This window comes from Streptomyces sp. NPDC026206 (genome assembly GCF_040638465.1).
Classification (GTDB): Bacteria; Actinomycetota; Actinomycetes; order Streptomycetales; family Streptomycetaceae; genus Streptomyces.
This window is the reverse complement of sequence record NZ_JBEZYL010000001.1, coordinates 486014-502040: the sequence shown is the minus strand read 5'-3', so window position 1 is coordinate 502040 and position 16027 is coordinate 486014. Positions and strand designations below refer to the sequence as shown.

12 protein-coding genes are annotated in these 16027 nt (G+C 72.9%); 3 read left to right on the top strand and 9 right to left on the bottom strand.

What is annotated here, in order from left to right:
* Positions 1 to 85: 85 nt before the first annotated feature.
* The 3 genes from AB0F13_RS02365 to AB0F13_RS02355 all read left to right on the top strand — a co-directional run bounded on the left by AB0F13_RS02365 (position 86) and on the right by AB0F13_RS02355 (position 4543).
* Positions 86 to 1627 (top strand): alpha/beta hydrolase, encoded by a 1542-nt coding sequence (locus AB0F13_RS02365; protein WP_362073766.1) that lies wholly within the window; start codon positions 86 to 88, stop codon positions 1625 to 1627.
* 192 nt (positions 1628 to 1819) lie between these two features.
* A complete protein-coding gene (locus AB0F13_RS02360) occupies positions 1820 to 2926 on the top strand; it encodes a hypothetical protein (protein ID WP_362073763.1) in 1107 nt (368 codons plus the stop codon).
* Between the two features lie 63 nt (positions 2927 to 2989).
* On the top strand, positions 2990 to 4543 hold the full coding sequence (locus AB0F13_RS02355) for an alpha/beta hydrolase (RefSeq protein ID WP_362073760.1): 1554 nt from the start codon (positions 2990 to 2992) through the stop codon (positions 4541 to 4543).
* Between the two features lie 138 nt (positions 4544 to 4681).
* Here the strand turns inward: AB0F13_RS02355 and moeZ are convergent, their stop codons facing one another.
* From moeZ to AB0F13_RS02310, 9 genes are all read right to left on the bottom strand, one after another.
* A complete protein-coding gene (moeZ, locus tag AB0F13_RS02350) occupies positions 4682 to 5860 on the bottom strand; it encodes an adenylyltransferase/sulfurtransferase MoeZ (RefSeq protein WP_362073757.1) in 1179 nt (392 codons plus the stop codon).
* A 97-nt stretch (positions 5861 to 5957) separates the two neighbouring features.
* Positions 5958 to 6728, bottom strand: coding sequence for a spherulation-specific family 4 protein (locus AB0F13_RS02345; protein WP_362074473.1), 771 nt, complete (start codon positions 6726 to 6728; stop codon positions 5958 to 5960).
* Positions 6725 to 7639, bottom strand: coding sequence for an NAD-dependent epimerase/dehydratase family protein (locus AB0F13_RS02340; RefSeq protein WP_362073754.1), 915 nt, complete (start codon positions 7637 to 7639; stop codon positions 6725 to 6727). The genes AB0F13_RS02345 and AB0F13_RS02340 overlap by 4 nt, the downstream gene beginning before the upstream one ends.
* A 46-nt stretch (positions 7640 to 7685) precedes the next feature.
* A complete protein-coding gene (locus AB0F13_RS02335; RefSeq protein WP_362073751.1) occupies positions 7686 to 8876 on the bottom strand; it encodes a hypothetical protein in 1191 nt (396 codons plus the stop codon).
* The gene (locus AB0F13_RS02330; protein WP_362073748.1) at positions 8873 to 10408 is read right to left on the bottom strand and encodes a DUF3492 domain-containing protein; all 1536 of its coding nucleotides are present in this window, start codon (positions 10406 to 10408) and stop codon (positions 8873 to 8875) included. Before AB0F13_RS02330 ends, AB0F13_RS02335 begins: the two co-directional genes overlap by 4 nt.
* Positions 10409 to 10563: 155 nt before the next feature.
* A complete protein-coding gene (locus AB0F13_RS02325; protein ID WP_362073745.1) occupies positions 10564 to 12222 on the bottom strand; it encodes an ABC transporter ATP-binding protein in 1659 nt (552 codons plus the stop codon).
* Positions 12219 to 13208, bottom strand: coding sequence for an ABC transporter permease (locus AB0F13_RS02320; RefSeq protein WP_362073742.1), 990 nt, complete (start codon positions 13206 to 13208; stop codon positions 12219 to 12221). The genes AB0F13_RS02325 and AB0F13_RS02320 overlap by 4 nt, the downstream gene beginning before the upstream one ends.
* Positions 13205 to 14197, bottom strand: coding sequence for an ABC transporter permease (locus AB0F13_RS02315; RefSeq protein ID WP_362073739.1), 993 nt, complete (start codon positions 14195 to 14197; stop codon positions 13205 to 13207). The genes AB0F13_RS02320 and AB0F13_RS02315 overlap by 4 nt, the downstream gene beginning before the upstream one ends.
* The gene (locus AB0F13_RS02310) at positions 14194 to 15918 is read right to left on the bottom strand and encodes an ABC transporter substrate-binding protein (protein WP_362073736.1); all 1725 of its coding nucleotides are present in this window, start codon (positions 15916 to 15918) and stop codon (positions 14194 to 14196) included. The genes AB0F13_RS02315 and AB0F13_RS02310 overlap by 4 nt, the downstream gene beginning before the upstream one ends.
* Positions 15919 to 16027: the final 109 nt, after the last annotated feature.

The window sequence follows — 16027 nt, the reverse complement described above, 5'->3', positions numbered from 1 at the left end:
ACGCCCTGCCCGACCCGTACGCTGCGTAACCCGTACGCCTCGCACCGCGCGCGCCCCGCGCCCTCCCGCCCGGAGTATGGGACCCGTGTCCAGATCCGTACGGGCCGGGGCCCTGCTCTCCGCCGTGGTACTGCTCATCGCCACCGTCACCAGCTGCGACAGCAGCCTCGGCGCCGGCAACGGCGGCGACGGCGGCGACCCCGGCCCCAGCGCCTCGGCCGGCGGCCAGAAGCTGGACTGGAAGCCGTGCCCGGCGCCCAGCAGCAACCAGGACAGCGGGGCGGGCAGGCCCCCCGGCCGCGACTGGGAGTGCGCGACGCTTCGGGCGCCCCTCGACTACGCCCACCCCGGCGCCGACACCATCGGGATCGCCATGATCCGGGCCAAGGCCACCGACCAGGCCCACCGCATCGGCTCGCTGATCTTCAACTTCGGCGGCCCGGGGGGCTCGGGCATCACCACGCTCCCGGCCTTCGCCGACGACTACCGCACCCTGCGCACCCGCTACGACCTGGTCAGCTTCGACCCTCGCGGGGTCGGCCGCAGCAGCGGCGTGACCTGTCTGAGCGACAGAGAACTGGACGCCTACTACGCGTCCGACTCCACCCCGACCACCAAGGACGAGGAGAAGTCCCTGGTCGAAAGGGGCGAGCAGTACGCCTCGGCCTGCAAAAAGAACTCCGGCAAGGTCCTCCCGCACGTGGGCACGACGAATGCCGCCCGCGACATGGACCTGATGCGTCAGGTGCTGGGCGACGCCAGACTGCACTACTTCGGCGTCTCGTACGGGACGGAACTGGGCGGCGTCTACGCCCACTTGTTCCCGAAGAACGTCGGGCGCGCCCTTCTGGACGGCGTGGTGGACCCGGCGAGCGACCCCGTGCAGAGCGCGCTCGCGCAGGCGGGCGGCTTCCAGCTGGCACTCGGCAACTACATGACGGCCTGCGTGAAGACGGCCGACAACTGCCCGACGGAGCAGCAGATCGGCGGACTCCTCGACCGCCTCCAGAAGAGTCCCGTGCCGGGCGGCAGCGGCCGTGACCTCACCCAGTCCCTCGCCACCAGCGGCATCGCGCAGTCCCTGTACTCCAAGGATTTCTGGGACTACCTCACCGAGGGCGTCGAGGACGCCGAGAACGGCGACGGGAAGATCCTCCTCGCGCTCGGCGACTCCATGAACGGCCGTGGCCAGGACGGCAGGTACAGCTCGCTCCAGGCCTCATTGAACGCCGTCACCTGCGCGGACTTCGCGCAGCGCTACACGGCGGCCGAAATCGAGGGCAAGCTGCCGGAGTTCCGCAAGGCGTCGTCCGTCTTCGGGGAGTTCATGGCGTGGAGCCTTCTGCAGTGCACCGGTTGGCCCGTAAAGGGCGAATGGCAGACACCCGATGTGAGCGCGAAGGGCTCGGCGCCCGTTCTCGTCGTCGGCAACACCGGTGACCCGGCGACCCCTTACGAGGGAGCGCACAAGATGGCCCAGGAGCTGGGCCCGGGGGTGGGGGTGGAGATGACGTACCGGGGCGAAGGCCATGGGGCGTACGACAGCGGCAATGCGTGCGTGAAGAACACTGTTGACGCATACCTGCTGGAAGGTACTGTTCCGGACTCCCATAAGATCTGCTCATAAGGTGTGCTCATAGCACCCATAGCACATCACACCGGTAATACGAACTCCGCAGGCTCGAATGTCAGTGGCCCGCACTACGATCGCCCGCACAGAAGTTCCGCAGCGACTTCAGTGACGTGGCGACGGGCGCGAAGTCCCGCACGGCGCGATCGAGTTGCGGCCGGCAGACCGGGGGGGATAGGGGGCCATGCGATGTCGCACCGACCGCGCAGCCGCACCGACCGGAGAGCCCGCATGCTCACCGGCGCCCTGGCCATCGCGGCGCTGCTGGCAGCCCTGATGGCCTTATGGCAGACGCAGTTCAGGCCGCTGACCAAGCCGGAATACTGCTGGGGCACCTGGCGCGCCGACGGGGGGCCGTTCCGCGAGAACGCCCATCACCGCACCGCCCGGGAGACCGCTCCCACGGCCGCGCGCCCCCGCGGCCGGTGCCAGCTGAGCTGGCGCGGCGGCCGTGGCCCGGACGCGCCCCGCCGGCAGCTGGAGGTCCGCTACGAGACGGGCCCGCAGGCAGTGGAGGAGCGCCGGGCGTGGCTGGCGGGGCTGTTCGCGGGGGGCGATACGGCCCTCCCGGACGACCTGCCGGGCTTCGTCACGGCCGGTTCCGGCACCCTGGTCCTGCCCGAGTCGTGCGATGTGAACGGCCGGCCCTCGGTCGTGACGGTCACGGGGTCCTTCGACTCCAGCCCCGCCAGAACGAGCCGGCTCCTCATCGAGGCCGCCAACCGCGCGACGAAGTCGACGGGCTGCGCCGGGAGGATACCGGCCGACAGGCCCCTGCCGGCCCCAGAGGACCCGCAGGGCCCATCCAGCCCAACGGCCCCATCCACCCCATCGCCCTCTCCGGGCGCCGCCTCCCCCGCCTTCCCCGCCTTCCCCGCCTCATCCGCCTTCCCCGCCTCATCCGCCTCATCCAGCGGCTGCCCGCCCCCGATACCCGGCCTCACCGCGCCCCGGCGCGCGGTGAGCAGCACACACGACGGCTTCCAGAGCTGTGCCGTGGCCGGCGACGGGCAGTGGGCGGCCCGGTTCACGATGGTCGCCCGGCCCCGGATCGTCGCCCTCTTCGACGGCCTCACGGGCGACAGCCCGCCCGCCCCCGGCTGGCGGGCCCTCGGCCGTATCGAGGCGACGGGCGCGCTCATCCGCGCCGAGTGCGCCGGCCGCCCCACGGTGTTCACCATGCGCACGGGCCCCGGCCGCACCGGCACCCGCCTGGACGACCCGCGCGAGGCCTTTCCCCCCTTCGTGGAGGCCGTGGCCGGCCGCATGGGCTGTGCGCCCCTGCACTCCGTCTGACGGCGACCGTACGCCGGGGGTCGGAGCCCTTCCCCCGCGGGATTCATCCGTAGAGTCGGTGAAATGAGTCCCACACGGCCAAGGGCCGCCGCCCTCGCCTCCGCAGTCCTCGCGCTCGCCCTCGCCGCCACCGGGTGCGGCGGGCAAAGAGAGAGCGGTACGGGCAGCGGAAGCGGCACCACCGACAGCAAGGACGGGTCCGCGGGCGCCAGGATCGCCTGGAAGCGGTGCGAGGCTCCCTCAGCGGCGCAGGGCGCGGGCAAGACGCCCGGCAAGGCGTGGGAGTGCGCGAAGCTGCCCGTACCGCTGGACCACTCGAAGCCGAACGGCGAGAAGATCGACCTGGCGCTGATCCGCAGCAAGGCACGGGGGAAGTCCGGCCGCATCGGCTCCCTCGTCTTCAACTTCGGCGGCCCCGGCGGCTCGGGCGTGGCGGGCCTGCCGTCCCTGGCGGACAGCTACGACAAGCTGCACGACCGCTACGACCTGGTGAGCTTCGACCCGCGCGGCGTGGGTGAGAGCGCGGGCGTGCGGTGCCAGAGCGACAAGGAGCTCGACGCCGCCTTCCAGATCGACGGCACGCCCGACGACGACTCCGAGCTGCGGGAGACCCTGGCGTCGAACAAGGCGTACATCGACGCGTGCGCCAAGAACTCCGCGAAGGTCCTGCCCCACGTGGACACGGTCAGCGCCGCCCGCGACCTCGACCTGATCCGGGCCGCGCTCGGCGAGGAGAAGCTGCACTACTTCGGCATCTCGTACGGAACGGAACTGGGTGCCGTCTACGCCCACTTGTTCCCGAAGCGCGTGGGCCGGGCCGTCCTCGACGCGGTCGTGGACCCGACCCAGGACCCCGTACAGGGCAACCTGGGCCAGAGCAAGGGCTTCCAGCTCGCTCTCGACAACTACCTCAAGGACTGCGGGACGTCGGGCGGTGCGGGCGGTGCGGGCGGCTGCCCGACGCAGGACGGGATCACCACCCTGCTGAAGGACCTCGACACCAAGCCGCTGCCCACCGCCCAGGGGCGCAAGCTCACCCAGGACGAGGCGGTCAACGGCATCGCCGCCGCGCTGTACTCCAAGGACACCTGGAAGTACCTGACCGCCGGCCTCCAGGAGGCCCTGCGCAAGGGCACCGGCAACACCCTGCTGCTGCTCTTCGACTCCATCGTCGGCCGTGACCCGAACGGCCACTACAACAACCTGCAGGCCGCCAACCGGGCGATCTCCTGCGCCGATTCCGAGCAGCGCTACACGGTGGCCGATGTCAGGCAGCGCCTGCCGGAGTTCCGGGCGGCCTCACCGGTCTTCGGGGAGTCCGCCGCCTGGTCGCTGCTGTCGTGCACCGACTGGCCGGTGAAGGGCAAGTGGAAGACCCCCGAGGTGAATGCCGAGGGCTCCGCGCCGATCATGGTGGTCGGCAATGCCGGCGACCCGGCGACGCCCGTGGCCGGGGCGGAGAGGATGGCCGAGAAGCTCGGCAGGGGCGTCGGCGTCCGCCTCACGGTCAAGGGCGAGGGTCACGGCACGTACGGGGTCAACGCGTGTGCGACGAAGGCCGTGAACGCCCACCTGCTGGAGGGCAGGCTCCCGGCGGACGGCACGACGTGCTCGTAGAACACCGCCCCTAGAACACCGCCCGCAGAACACCGCCCCTGGACCGAACACCGCCCGCAGAACGCCCTCATGGAGCGGCGGGAAGGACGACGGGGGCGGCCCGCACGAAGCGGACCGCCCCCGTCGGAGCCCTGCGGTTCAGTACACCGGCTTGTGCGGCTCGACCTGGTGGACCCAGCCGATCACGCCGCCGCCGACGTGCACCGCGTCCGCGAAGCCGGCCGACTTCAGCACGGCCAGCACCTCCGCCGACCGGACACCCGTCTTGCAGTGCAGGACGATCTTCTTGTCCTGCGGCAGCCCCTGCAGCGCGCTGCCCATCAGGAACTCGTTCTTCGGGATCAGCCGGGCGCCGGGGATGGAGACGATCTCGTACTCGTTCGGCTCGCGGACGTCGATGATGTCGATGTTCTCGCCGCCGTCGATCCACTCCTTGAGCTGGCGGGGAGTGATCGTTGCACCGGCGGCCGCCTGCTGGGCCTCCTCGGAGACGACGCCGCAGAAGGCCTCGTAGTCGATGAGCTCGGTGACGGTCGGGTTCTTGCCGCAGACGGCGCAGTCGGGGTCCTTGCGGACCTTGACCTGCCGGTACGTCATCTCCAGGGCGTCGTAGATCATCAGGCGGCCGACCAGCGGATCGCCGATGCCGGCGAGCAGCTTGATGGCCTCGTTGACCTGGATGGAGCCGATCGACGCGCAGAGCACGCCCAGGACGCCGCCCTCGGCGCAGGAGGGGACCATTCCGGGCGGCGGGGGCTCGGGGTAGAGGCAGCGGTAGCAGGGCCCGTGCTCGCTCCAGAAGACGGACGCCTGTCCGTCGAAGCGGTAGATCGAACCCCACACGTACGGCTTGTTCAGCAGCACGCAGGCGTCGTTGACCAGATAACGGGTGGCGAAGTTGTCCGTGCCGTCCACGATCAGGTCGTACTGGGAGAAGATCTCCATGACGTTGTCGGCCTCGAGGCGGCCCTCGTGGAGAACGACGTTCACGTAAGGGTTGATGCCGAGCACCGTGTCCCGCGCGGACGCGGCCTTCGACCGGCCGATGTCCGCCTGGCTGTGAATGATCTGGCGCTGCAGGTTCGACTCGTCGACCTCGTCGAACTCCACGATGCCGAGCGTGCCCACACCGGCCGCGGCCAGGTACATCAGGGCGGGCGAGCCGAGGCCGCCCGCACCTACACAGAGCACCTTGGCGTTCTTCAGGCGCTTCTGTCCGTCCATCCCCACGTCGGGGATGATCAGGTGGCGGGAGTACCTGCGAACCTCGTCGACGGTGAGCTCGGCGGCCGGCTCGACCAGGGGTGGCAGCGACACGGGGTCTCCGTAGGTCGGTGGACATACGTGATCAGGCATACGCGAACGTCCTCGCAGGTGCGAGGTGCCCTTACCCGTAACACTGCCACGCCCTGCCTCATTCCGAGACACCAGGTCCGATGCGCGAGACGATCTCGTCCCAGTAGCCGGGCAGGGACTCCCACGGGTCCGCTTCGTCATGGTCCGTGCGGTCCGTGAAGTAGATGGTGCCCGCCCCCTGCCAGCGGGCGATGCGCAGCGCCTCGTCGAGGTGGGAGCGCGGCACGCCATGCACGAGGTGGCAGAAGCGCTCGGGCGGATGCTCCGCGGTCCACTCGGCGACCTGCGACCAGCGGTAGCCGGACCACGGGCCGGCGTAGGTCACCAACTGGTCGGCGAGGGCGGCATATCCGGAGCACGGGTGCGCGCCGTGCACGAACACCACGTACGCCCCGTCGAGCAGCGTCCGCAGCGCGCCGGCCACGCGCCGGGTCTCCGCGAGCCCCGCGGCGTCGGACGGGCAGCGGCCCAGCGCGAAGCCGTCCACCCGGTACCAGTTGAGGAAGCGCTGCGCGTCCGAGAGGAGTTCGCCGAACGGGCGGGAGCCGAACCCCGCGTCCAGGTGGCCCAGCACCCGAACGCCCGATGTGCGCAGCGGTACGGCGGCGGAGAGCCAGTACGGGTCCTGGCGGAAGCCGGGGCCGCCGCACGGGCCACCCGGCTCGCGCAGGGAGCTGCTGCCCATCACCACCCAGCCCAGCGGGAGCCCCGTCCGCTGGAGCCCGCCCCACTCGGCGGGGGCGACCAGCGGGTGCGCGAAGCCCGGCACGGCGAGCCGCAGCGGGGCCTTGCGGGCCGAGAGGGATCGGCGGTGCCCCGGCGAGATCAGATACGACACGCCGCCTCCATCCAGATGTCGGCCAGCGACTCCTCCAGGCCGATGCGGGGGCGCCAGCCGAGCCGGTCGCGGGCGGTGCGCACGTCGGCCTGCTGCCAGGCGCCGCAGCCGTCCGGGTAGGGGTAAGCGGGCGGGCTGCCCAGGTGCGGGTCGTCCAGCTCGTGCAGGGCGCCGCCGAAGCCCGCCACGCGTGCGAGGAGGGTCGCGGCGTCGCGCAGCCGCACGGCCCGCCCGGTACCGATGTTGACGGCGCCCTGCGCGGCGGACAGGGAGGCCGCGTGGACTGCGCGGGCGATGTCGCGGACGTCGACGAAGTCGCGCTGCACCCCCAGGCCCGTGAGCTTGAGTTCGTTGTCGCCGCTCTGCATCGCCCGGCGCATGGCCTCCGCGAGCCGGCCGAGCGGCGACCCGGCGGGCGTGCCGGGCCCGACCGGCGAGAAGACGCGCAGCACGATGGCGTCCAGGCCCGAGCCCAGCACCAGCTCGGTGGCGGCGAGCTTGCTCACCCCGTACGGGCCGCCCGGGCGCGGCACCGCGTCCTCCGCGGTGGAGGAGCCGGGCTGCGAGGGGCCGTACTCGGAGGAGCAGCCCACCTGCACCAGGCGCGCGCCGCAGCCGCTGCGGCGCAGCGACTCACAGATGGTGGCGACGGCGACGGTGTTGTGCCGGGTCAGCTCGCGCGCCCCGCCCCGGGTGGCGCCCGCGCAGTTGATCACGACGCCGGGGTGGACGGCGTTGAGGAAGCGGGTGAGCGCTCCGGGGCTGCCGCTCGCCAGGTCGAAGCGGACGTCCGCGTCGTCGCCGCGGCCGAGCGCGGTCAGCTGGACGGCGGGGTCGGCGAGCAGCCGGTCGGCCACGAACCGGCCGAGGTAGCCGTTGGCGCCGAGCAGCAGGACTCTCATCGGTCGTGCCCTCGCTCTCGCCCGGTGGTGCGCAGGGGGTGAACGGTCATCGTGCTTGCTCTCCTCTGACAGGGTGTGGGGTCACCGGGCGAGGGCTGTTCCCCCTTGTGTGCCCCTGTGCATCGGGCACGGGAGACGCCCCCAGGCGGACGGGAACGGCGGGACGGGGCGGGTGCGGGGCGTCCGCGTGTCCGTGGACCGAGGCCCGGGACAGCGCGGGGACGGCGTGCGCCAGCAGGGCGAGGGCCGGCAGGGCGCACGCCACGAGCGGCAGGGCGGCCGGCCCGAACGTGCTCGCCGCCCGGCCGACGGGCCACCGCAGGGCCTCGCAGCCGGGCAGCCGCGCCGCGAGCAGCGTGCCCAGGGGTACGGCCTCGGCCAGGGCGGCGGCGAGGGTGGCGGCGACGGCCGGCCTGGCCAGGCCGTGCGCGGCGAGCAGCCGGGCGAGGAAGAACAGCCCGCCGAGGGCGGCCACCGCCGTATAGGCCAGGGCGGGCGGGGTGGTGGCGCCGAGCGGGCCGCCCGTGGGCAGGGCCGTGCGCGCGGGCCACAGGAAGGCCAGCAGCGCGCCCAGGAACAGCGCCACCGCCACCAGGAGGGCGGGCCGCACCTGCCGGCCGAACTCCGCGAGCCCCCGGCTCACCGCGAGCACCCTGCGCGCCCGTGCGGTGAACCAGTGCGCGCACCAGGCCGCGGGTGCGATCGCGCAGGCCAGGGCGAGCGCGGTCGGGGCGGCGGCCGAGACGGCGACCGCCACGAGGGTGCGCCCGGCCAGTCCCCGGCGGCCGTGCAGCAGCAGGGTGACGAGCCAGTCGCCGGCCAGGGCGTAGGCGGCCAGCCACAGCCAGGCCAGGGTGCCGGCGGCTCCCCAGCCCCCGCGCAGCGCCGCGCAGGCGCCGGGGCCGTGTTCCCGCTCGGCCCGCCACGGGTCGTGCGGGTGTGCCGACGGCTGCCCGGGCGGCTCGGCGTCGCGCTCCACGCGCGCGTGCAGCTCTTCCGCCAGGGAGAACACGTCGCGGTGGCGGTACTCCGCCGCGACGCGGTCGTTGATGCCGCACTTCTCCAGGCCCGCGGCGATCTCCAGTGGGTGGACGGCCGCGGCGCACAGTGCGTGGTGGCGTCGCATGAGCGCCTTCACGGGGTCGGCCGGGTGCTCTCCGTCCGGAGCGTGCGCGGGGGGTCCGGCTATGCCGACGGGGGTCGCGGTGGCGCCGGTGGGTCGCAGCGATGTGGTCATGGGCGCCCCGCCCAGGTGGGGGAGGCGGAGCGCGGGGAGGCGGTGAGCGGCGGCTGGGACCCCGCGGCGTGGGAGAAGGGGACGGACGGGTCGGGGGCGGTGTGCTGGACGGGGGCGCGGGAGAGGACTTCGAGGTAGACGGCGCCGAACGCGGACACGTTCTGCTCGACGGTGAAGAGTTCCTGGGCGCGGGCCCGGGCGGCGGCGCCCAGGCGCGCCCGGCGTCCGGGCTCGCGCAGCAGGGCCAGGCAGGCCTCGGCGAGGGCGCGCGGGTCGCGCGGGGGGACGATCAGGCCCGTGCCGCCGATGACTTCGCGGACGGCGCCGACGTCCGGTGACACCGTGGCCCGGGCGCAGAACATGGCCTCGGCGAGGGCCGTCGGGAAGCCGTCGAGGGCGCCGGAGAGGAGGACGACGCCGCCCCCGGCGTAGTCCTCGGGACCGCAGGCCGGCCCGTAGGTGACCCCTTCCGGGCTGTCGGCGGACTCCGGTGGTGCTCCGATGATGCGCAGCCGTACGCCCGGTTCGGCGTCCCGCAGTGCGGCGAGGGCCTCCCACAGGTGGGGCTCGGGCGGGCCGCCGGTCCACACCAGGGCCGGCCCGTGGTCGGCGCCCGGGCCGTCGTCCTCGCCCACGGCTTCGTAGAGGGTGGCGTCCATGCCGGGGTGGACGATGCGCAGCCGGGCGCGGTCGGCGCCGCACCGCTCCTGCCAGCGGCGGCCCTGCCCGTCGCCGGCGGTGATCACGGCGGCCTCGGCGTAGATCCGTGCGGCGAGCTGCCGGTGGAAGGCGGACAGCAGCGTCCGTACGGGCAGGGAGAGGCCCTCGGAGCCGGCCAGGCAGTACTCGCGCAGCCGGACCTCGTACTCGGTGACGAGCAGCGGTGTACCGAAGAAGCGTTTGGCCAGCAGGCCCGGGAGGGCGGCGGGGCCGGCGGAGGTGGCGTGGCAGAGGTCGACGGCGGCCAGGCCGCGGTCGCCGTCGGCGGTGCCGTACCAGTCGAGGGACAGCGGTCGCAGGGCGCGTTCGAGGAGCCCGGAGACGACGAGGAGGTCGGCGACCCGGGTGCCGTAGGCGGCGGGGTGGGCGCCGGGCGCGCGGCAGGCTGTCTCCAGAGCGCGCAGGGCCAGTTCGGAGCGGAGGGCCGCGGCGAGGCCGCCTTCGTCACGGGCGAGGTCGGCGAGTCCGTCGAGGCCGTCGGCGAAACGGTACGCCTGGTCGCCCGGCAAGGTGATGGCCGCGGCCACATCCCCGAAGTGGGCGGTGAACCGCCGCCGCTGGTCGCGTCCGTAGGAGCCGTACGCGCGCCCCGCGCACCCGGGCGCGGGACCGCCCCACAGGGGGGCCGCCCGGACCCGCCGGACGTTGCCCGGCAACGCGTGCCAACCGCTGTCCTCCTGGCGGGCGCTGCGGCTCAGGACGTAGAGCTCGAAGTCGTGCTGGCCGAGCCCGCGTACCAAGCGGTCGCACCACTCCCCGCCCTCGCCGGCGGCGTACGGATACCCGCCCTCGGAAAGCAGTCCCACACGCACGAACGCACCCCCGTTCTCCCTTGTCGGCAGCCGCCGTTACGGCAGCGGGGAGCACGCTATGCGCGCTTCCCGGTGGCGCGGCGGACGGTTGTCCGTCGCGCCACCGGAAGGGGTGAACAGGAGTGACTTTCCCGCAGGCGGGGCGTTGGATCGCGCTATGCGGCGGGGGTCCGGTGGGCCGTGCCCACGGCCGGGCGGCGGGGGGTGCCCAGCACCGGCACGGCGGCCAGCAGGCCCTGGGTGTAGGCGTGCCGGGGCTGTTCGTAGACGGTGTCCGCCGGTCCCTCCTCCACGATCTTCCCGCCCCGCATCACGACCAGCCGGTCGCTGACCTGGCGCACGACGGCCAGGTCGTGGGCGATGAAGACCAGTGCGAGCCCCAGGTCCCGCTGCAACTCGCCCAGCAGCCGCACGACCTGCGCCTGAGTGGTGACGTCCAGCGCGGAGACCGGTTCGTCGCAGACGATCAGCTTCGGCTCGGGTGCCAGGGCGCGGGCGATGCCCACGCGCTGCCGTTGGCCGCCGCTGAACTCGTGCGGGTAGCGGTGGTAGGCGCCGGGGTCCAGGCCCACGCGCTCCAGCAGTTCCCTTACCCGGGCCAGGATCTGAGCCTCACCCAGCTTCCCGGCGGCCCGCAGCGGGTCGGCGATGGACTCGCCGATGCTGCGGCGCGGGTTGAGGGAGGAGACCGGGTCCTGGAAGACCATCTGCAGCTCGCTGCGGAAGGAACGCAGCTCACGGTCCTTCAGGGCGCCGATGTCGCGGCCGCGGTAGTGCAGCTCGCCGCCGGTGGGCTCCAGCAGGCGCACCAGCATCCGGCCGAGCGTCGTCTTGCCGCTGCCGGACTCGCCCACCACGCCGACGCTCTCGCCGGCGCGTACGGTCAGCGACACACCGTCCACGGCGGTGACGGTCCGCCTGCCGCGCCCGAACTCACGCCGCAGTCCGGTGGCTTCGAGGAGCACGGAGTCGTCGGACCCGGCCCTGCGCGTGCTCTGCCTGCGCATGTTCACGCGCGGGACGGCCGCCAACAGGTCGCGGGTGTACGTCCTGGCCGGCGCGTCGAGGATGCCGTGCACCGGGCCGTGCTCGACGGCCCGGCCGTCCTTCATCACCAGCAGTTCCTCGACGTTGCCGGAGGCCACGCCCAGGTCGTGGGTGACCAGGATCAGGCCCATGCCCGTCTCCTCGCGCAGCTCGCGCAGGAGGCCGAGGATCTGGGCCTGGACGGTGACGTCCAGGGCGGTGGTGGGCTCGTCGGCGACCAGCAGCCGGGGTTCGCAGGCCAGCGCCATGGCGATGAGGGCGCGCTGGCGCATGCCGCCGCTGAACTCGTGCGGGCGGGAGCGGGCGCGGCGGGCCGCGTCCGGGATGCCCACCCGGTCCAGGACCTCCACCGCGCGGGCGCGGGCGGCCCGGCGGGAGACGTCGCGGCGGTGGACGCGGTGGACCTCGGCGATCTGGTCGCCGATGGCCTGGTACGGGTCGAGGGAGGAGAGCGGGTCCTGGAAGACCATGGCCGCCACCGGGCCCCGCAGCCTGCGCAGTTCGGCGTCGTCCGCCGCCAGCACGTCGTGGCCCCCGACGCGCACGGAGCCGGTGACGCGGGCGCCGGTACCCCGGTGCAGGCCCAGCAGCGCGTACGCGGCCGTGGACTTGCCGGAGCCGGACTCGCCGACGATGCCGAGCGCCGCGCCGGGCGCCAGGGCGAAGGAGAGGCCGTCCACGGCCCGTACGGGGCCGTCGCCGGCGCCCGGTGCGGCCGGGAAGGCGACGGACAGGCCGTCCACCGCGACCAGGGGTTCGGTCGTCATCGCAGGGCCACCCTTCGGTCCGCGACGGCGTAGAGCACGTCCGCCGCGATGTTGGCGATGACGACGGCGGTGCCGGTGACCATCACCACGGCGACGACCACGGGCAGGTCGAGGCTCGTGGTGGCGTGCACGAGCAGCTGCCCGATCCCGGGCAGGCCGAACATCATCTCGGTGAGGACCGCGTTGCCGAACATCGACCCGAAGTCGGCCGCTGTCAGCGCGATGACGGGCGCGAGCGCGCCGCGCAGCGCGTGCCGCCCGATGAGCGACCGCTCGGCGACCCCGTAGGCGCGGAAGGTGCGGATGTGGTCCTCGGCCAGCGTCTCCAGCAGGGAACTGCGGGTCAGCCGGGCGTACTTCGCCGATTCCAGCAGCCCGAGCGCGGCCCACGGCAGCAGCATGTTCCAGGCCCACTGTTCGGGGTCCTCGGTCAGCGGCACGTAGGACGGGAAGGGCAGCCACGCCAGGTAGGCGCAGAACAGCATCAGCAGGCCGAGGCCGCTGATGAAGACCGGGGTGGCCGTCCCGGCGAGCGTGAGCCAGGTCAGCACCCGTTCCGTCACCCCGCCGCGGCGCAGCGCGGACAGCAGGCCGGTGCCGGTGCCCAGCAGCAGCCACACGGCCATGGCCCCGACGGCCAGGGAGGCGGTCGCGGGCAACCGCTCGGTGATCATGCCGGTGACCTGCTGGTCGTTCTGGTACGACAAGCCGAAGCACGGTGCGTCGCAGTGCAGCACCCCGGCGCCGGCGGAGTAGTCGTGCCCGGCGACGATGCCCTGCAGGAAGTGCCAGTACTGCACGTACACGGGGTCGCCGAGGGAGAGCTGCTCGCGGACCTGGGCGATCTGCGCGGGGTTGCAGCGCGGGCCGCAGGCCAGGCGCGCGGGGTCGCCGGGCGCGATGTAGAAGGTCGCGTAGACGACGGCGGACAGCACGAGGACGACGACGAGTGCGCCTGCGGCGCGCCGCAGGAGGTATCCGGTCATGCCGCGCCCCCCGTACGCGCCTTGCGCCGGCTCCTGCCGACGCCGAGCCGTGAGGCCTCGCGCGGGTCGAGCGCGGTGCGCACCCCGTCGCCGAGGACGGTGAAGGCGAGCGTGGTGACGAACAGCAGGAGCGCCGGCAGCAGCACGTACAGGGGGTCCGCGCGGAACCACGTGGTGGCGGACGAGAGCATGTGGCCCCAGGAGGGGGTCGGGGGCTTCACGCCGACTCCGAGGAAGGACATGCTCGCTTCCAGCACGATGTTGGTCGGCAGCAGGACGGCCGCGTAGGTGATCACGGGCGCGGCGAGCGAGGGCAGCAGTTCGCGCCGGGCCACGCGCAGGGTCGAGGCGCCGGTCAGCCGGGCGGCCGAGACGAAGTCGAGTTTCTTCAGGCTCAGCGTCTGGGCGCGGACGAGCCGTGCCATGCCGCCCCACTGCAGCAGTCCGATGGCGACGGCGAGCAGCACCGGGCGCGGGAAGTCGGCCGGGACGACGGCCATCAGGGCGATGGCGAAGACCAGCAGGGGCATCGCCACCATCACATCGGTGACGTGGGTGAGCACGCTCTCGACGAAGCGGTTGCCGAGCGCGGCCGCCAGGCCGGTGCCGACGCCGATCAGGATCTGGACGAGGGTCGCGCCGACGGCGACGAGCAGCGAGACGCGGGCTCCGTAGAGGAGGCGTACGAACAGGTCGCGGCCGGTGCCCGGTTCGACGCCCAGCCAGTGCTCGGCGCTGACGCCGCCGAAGCCGCCGAGCGGCACGCCGCCGCGCGCCGAGTCGACGAGGGTGTCGTGGTAGGCGTTGGGGTCCTGGCCCTCGAGCGCGGCCAGCAGGGGCGCGGCGACGGCGAGGAGGACGAGCAGGCCCAGCACGGCGGCGGCCGCGAGCGCGGACTTGCGCGCACGCAGCCGCCGCCGGACCTGCCGGGCGCCGGAGGCGGGAGCGGCTCCCGCCTCCGGTTCCTGGGTGATGAGGAGGTCCGTCACTTGACCGCGACCTGCGAGACGTCGAGGACACCGGTCCAGTTGCTGATCAGGACGTTCTTCACGTCCTTGCCGACGAGGCGCTTGTAGACCGGGTGGAAGAGCGGCACGGTCAGGGCCTGCTCGCCGATCTTCCTGTCCAGGGCGCCCCAGCGCTGAGCGGCGGCGTCATGGTCGGTGATCTTGTTGATCTCGTCGATCTCGTCGTTGATCTTCGCGTCGTCGAGCCGGGAGGCGTTGAAGTTGTAGCCGTCCTTCACGATCTGCCGGCCGTCGAAGACGGGCGCGAGGAAGGGGCCGCCGGAGGGCCAGTCGGCACCCCAGTGGGCGAGGAAGAGGCCCGGCTGCTTGTCGACGCTGTGGACCTTCTCCTCGTAGTCGTTGTCCTCCAGGCCCTCCAGCTTGACCTTGATGCCGGCGTCCTTGAGCGCGGCCTGGAGTGCGGTGGCGATCTCCGGGCCGGTCTCGAAGTTCTGGGCGGTGGAATGGGTGAGGGTGATCTCCAGGCCGTCCTCGTGACCGGCCTCCTTCAGCAGCTGCCTGGCCTTGGCGGCGTCGCCCTTGGCACCCGCCGGGAAGTGGTCGTAGGCCGTGAAGCCGAAGGACTTCTGGCCGGGCAGGAAGGTCGTCGCGGGCTCCGCGAGCGAGGAGCCGCCGGCGGCGTTGACGACGCTGGTGCGGTTGACCGCGTAGGAGACGGCCTCGCGCACCTTCGGGTTGTCGAACGGCTTGGCCTTCGGGTTGAACGCCAGGTAGTTCGTGTAGCCGAAGTGGCCTGTACCGACCCGGCCGGCGAGCTTCTTGTCGCCCGAGACCTGGGCGAGTTCGGCGGGGCCGAGGTTGGTGTCGGTGGTCACGGCGGCGGCGTCGGCACCGGAGCCGGTGGACAGCCGCTGGTTGATGACCGCCGAGGACAGGCCGGACCTGACCTCGATCCGGTCGGGGTAGGCGTGCCGCTCCTTGTCGGTCTCCTCGGACCAGTTGGAGTTGCGCTCAAGGGTCAGCTGCTCGCCGTCGCCCACGTTCTTGACGACCTTGTACGGGCCGGAGGAGACCGGGTGCTCCGCGTACTTGACGCCCGTGTCCTTGGCCTTGGGCACGGGGGCGAACTGGGTGGAGGTGGCGAGGTAGGGGAAGTCGCCCTCGGGCTTCTTCAGGCGGAAGACGATGGTCTTCCCGTCGGGCGTCTCGATGGAGTCGAGGCCCTTCTTCTCACTGTAGGGGCCCTGGTACGTGTCACCGCCGATCAGCCAGTCCCGCAAGTAGGGGGCGCCACCGGAGAGTTCGGCGGCGAAGGAGCGCTCGACGCCGTACTTGACGTCGGCGGAGGTGATGGGCGAGCCGTCCTCGTACTTCAGGCCGTCCTTCAGCTTGAACGTCCAGGTCTTGGCGTCGTCGCTCGGGGTGCCGGTGTCCGTGGCGAGGTCGGGGACGACCTTGGTGCCCTCGGCCCCGTTCTCACGGTTGCGGGTGGTGAGCGTGCGGTAGACGAGGGAGGGGATGTTGCCGCCGCCGGAGGTGTAGAGGCGGGCGGGGTCGAACTGCTTCTGCGGCGCCCTGTTGAGGACGGTGAGCGTGCCGCCCTTCTTGGGCGCGCCCTCGGCGCCGCCGTTCCCGGCGTCGCCGCCGCTCTTCTCCGGGCCGCACGCCGCCGCGCCGCCGACCAGGACCACACTGACGGCGGCAGCGGCCACCCGACGGGATATGACGGACATGTGACGCATGACAGGTAAAGCCTTTCGCGGAAAGCGACGGGGTGCCGGTGAAGGAGGGCAGGAAGCACCCGCGGAAGGCGGTTTCAGGAAGCGCACGGAGCGCTGGACCGCCCCCGGC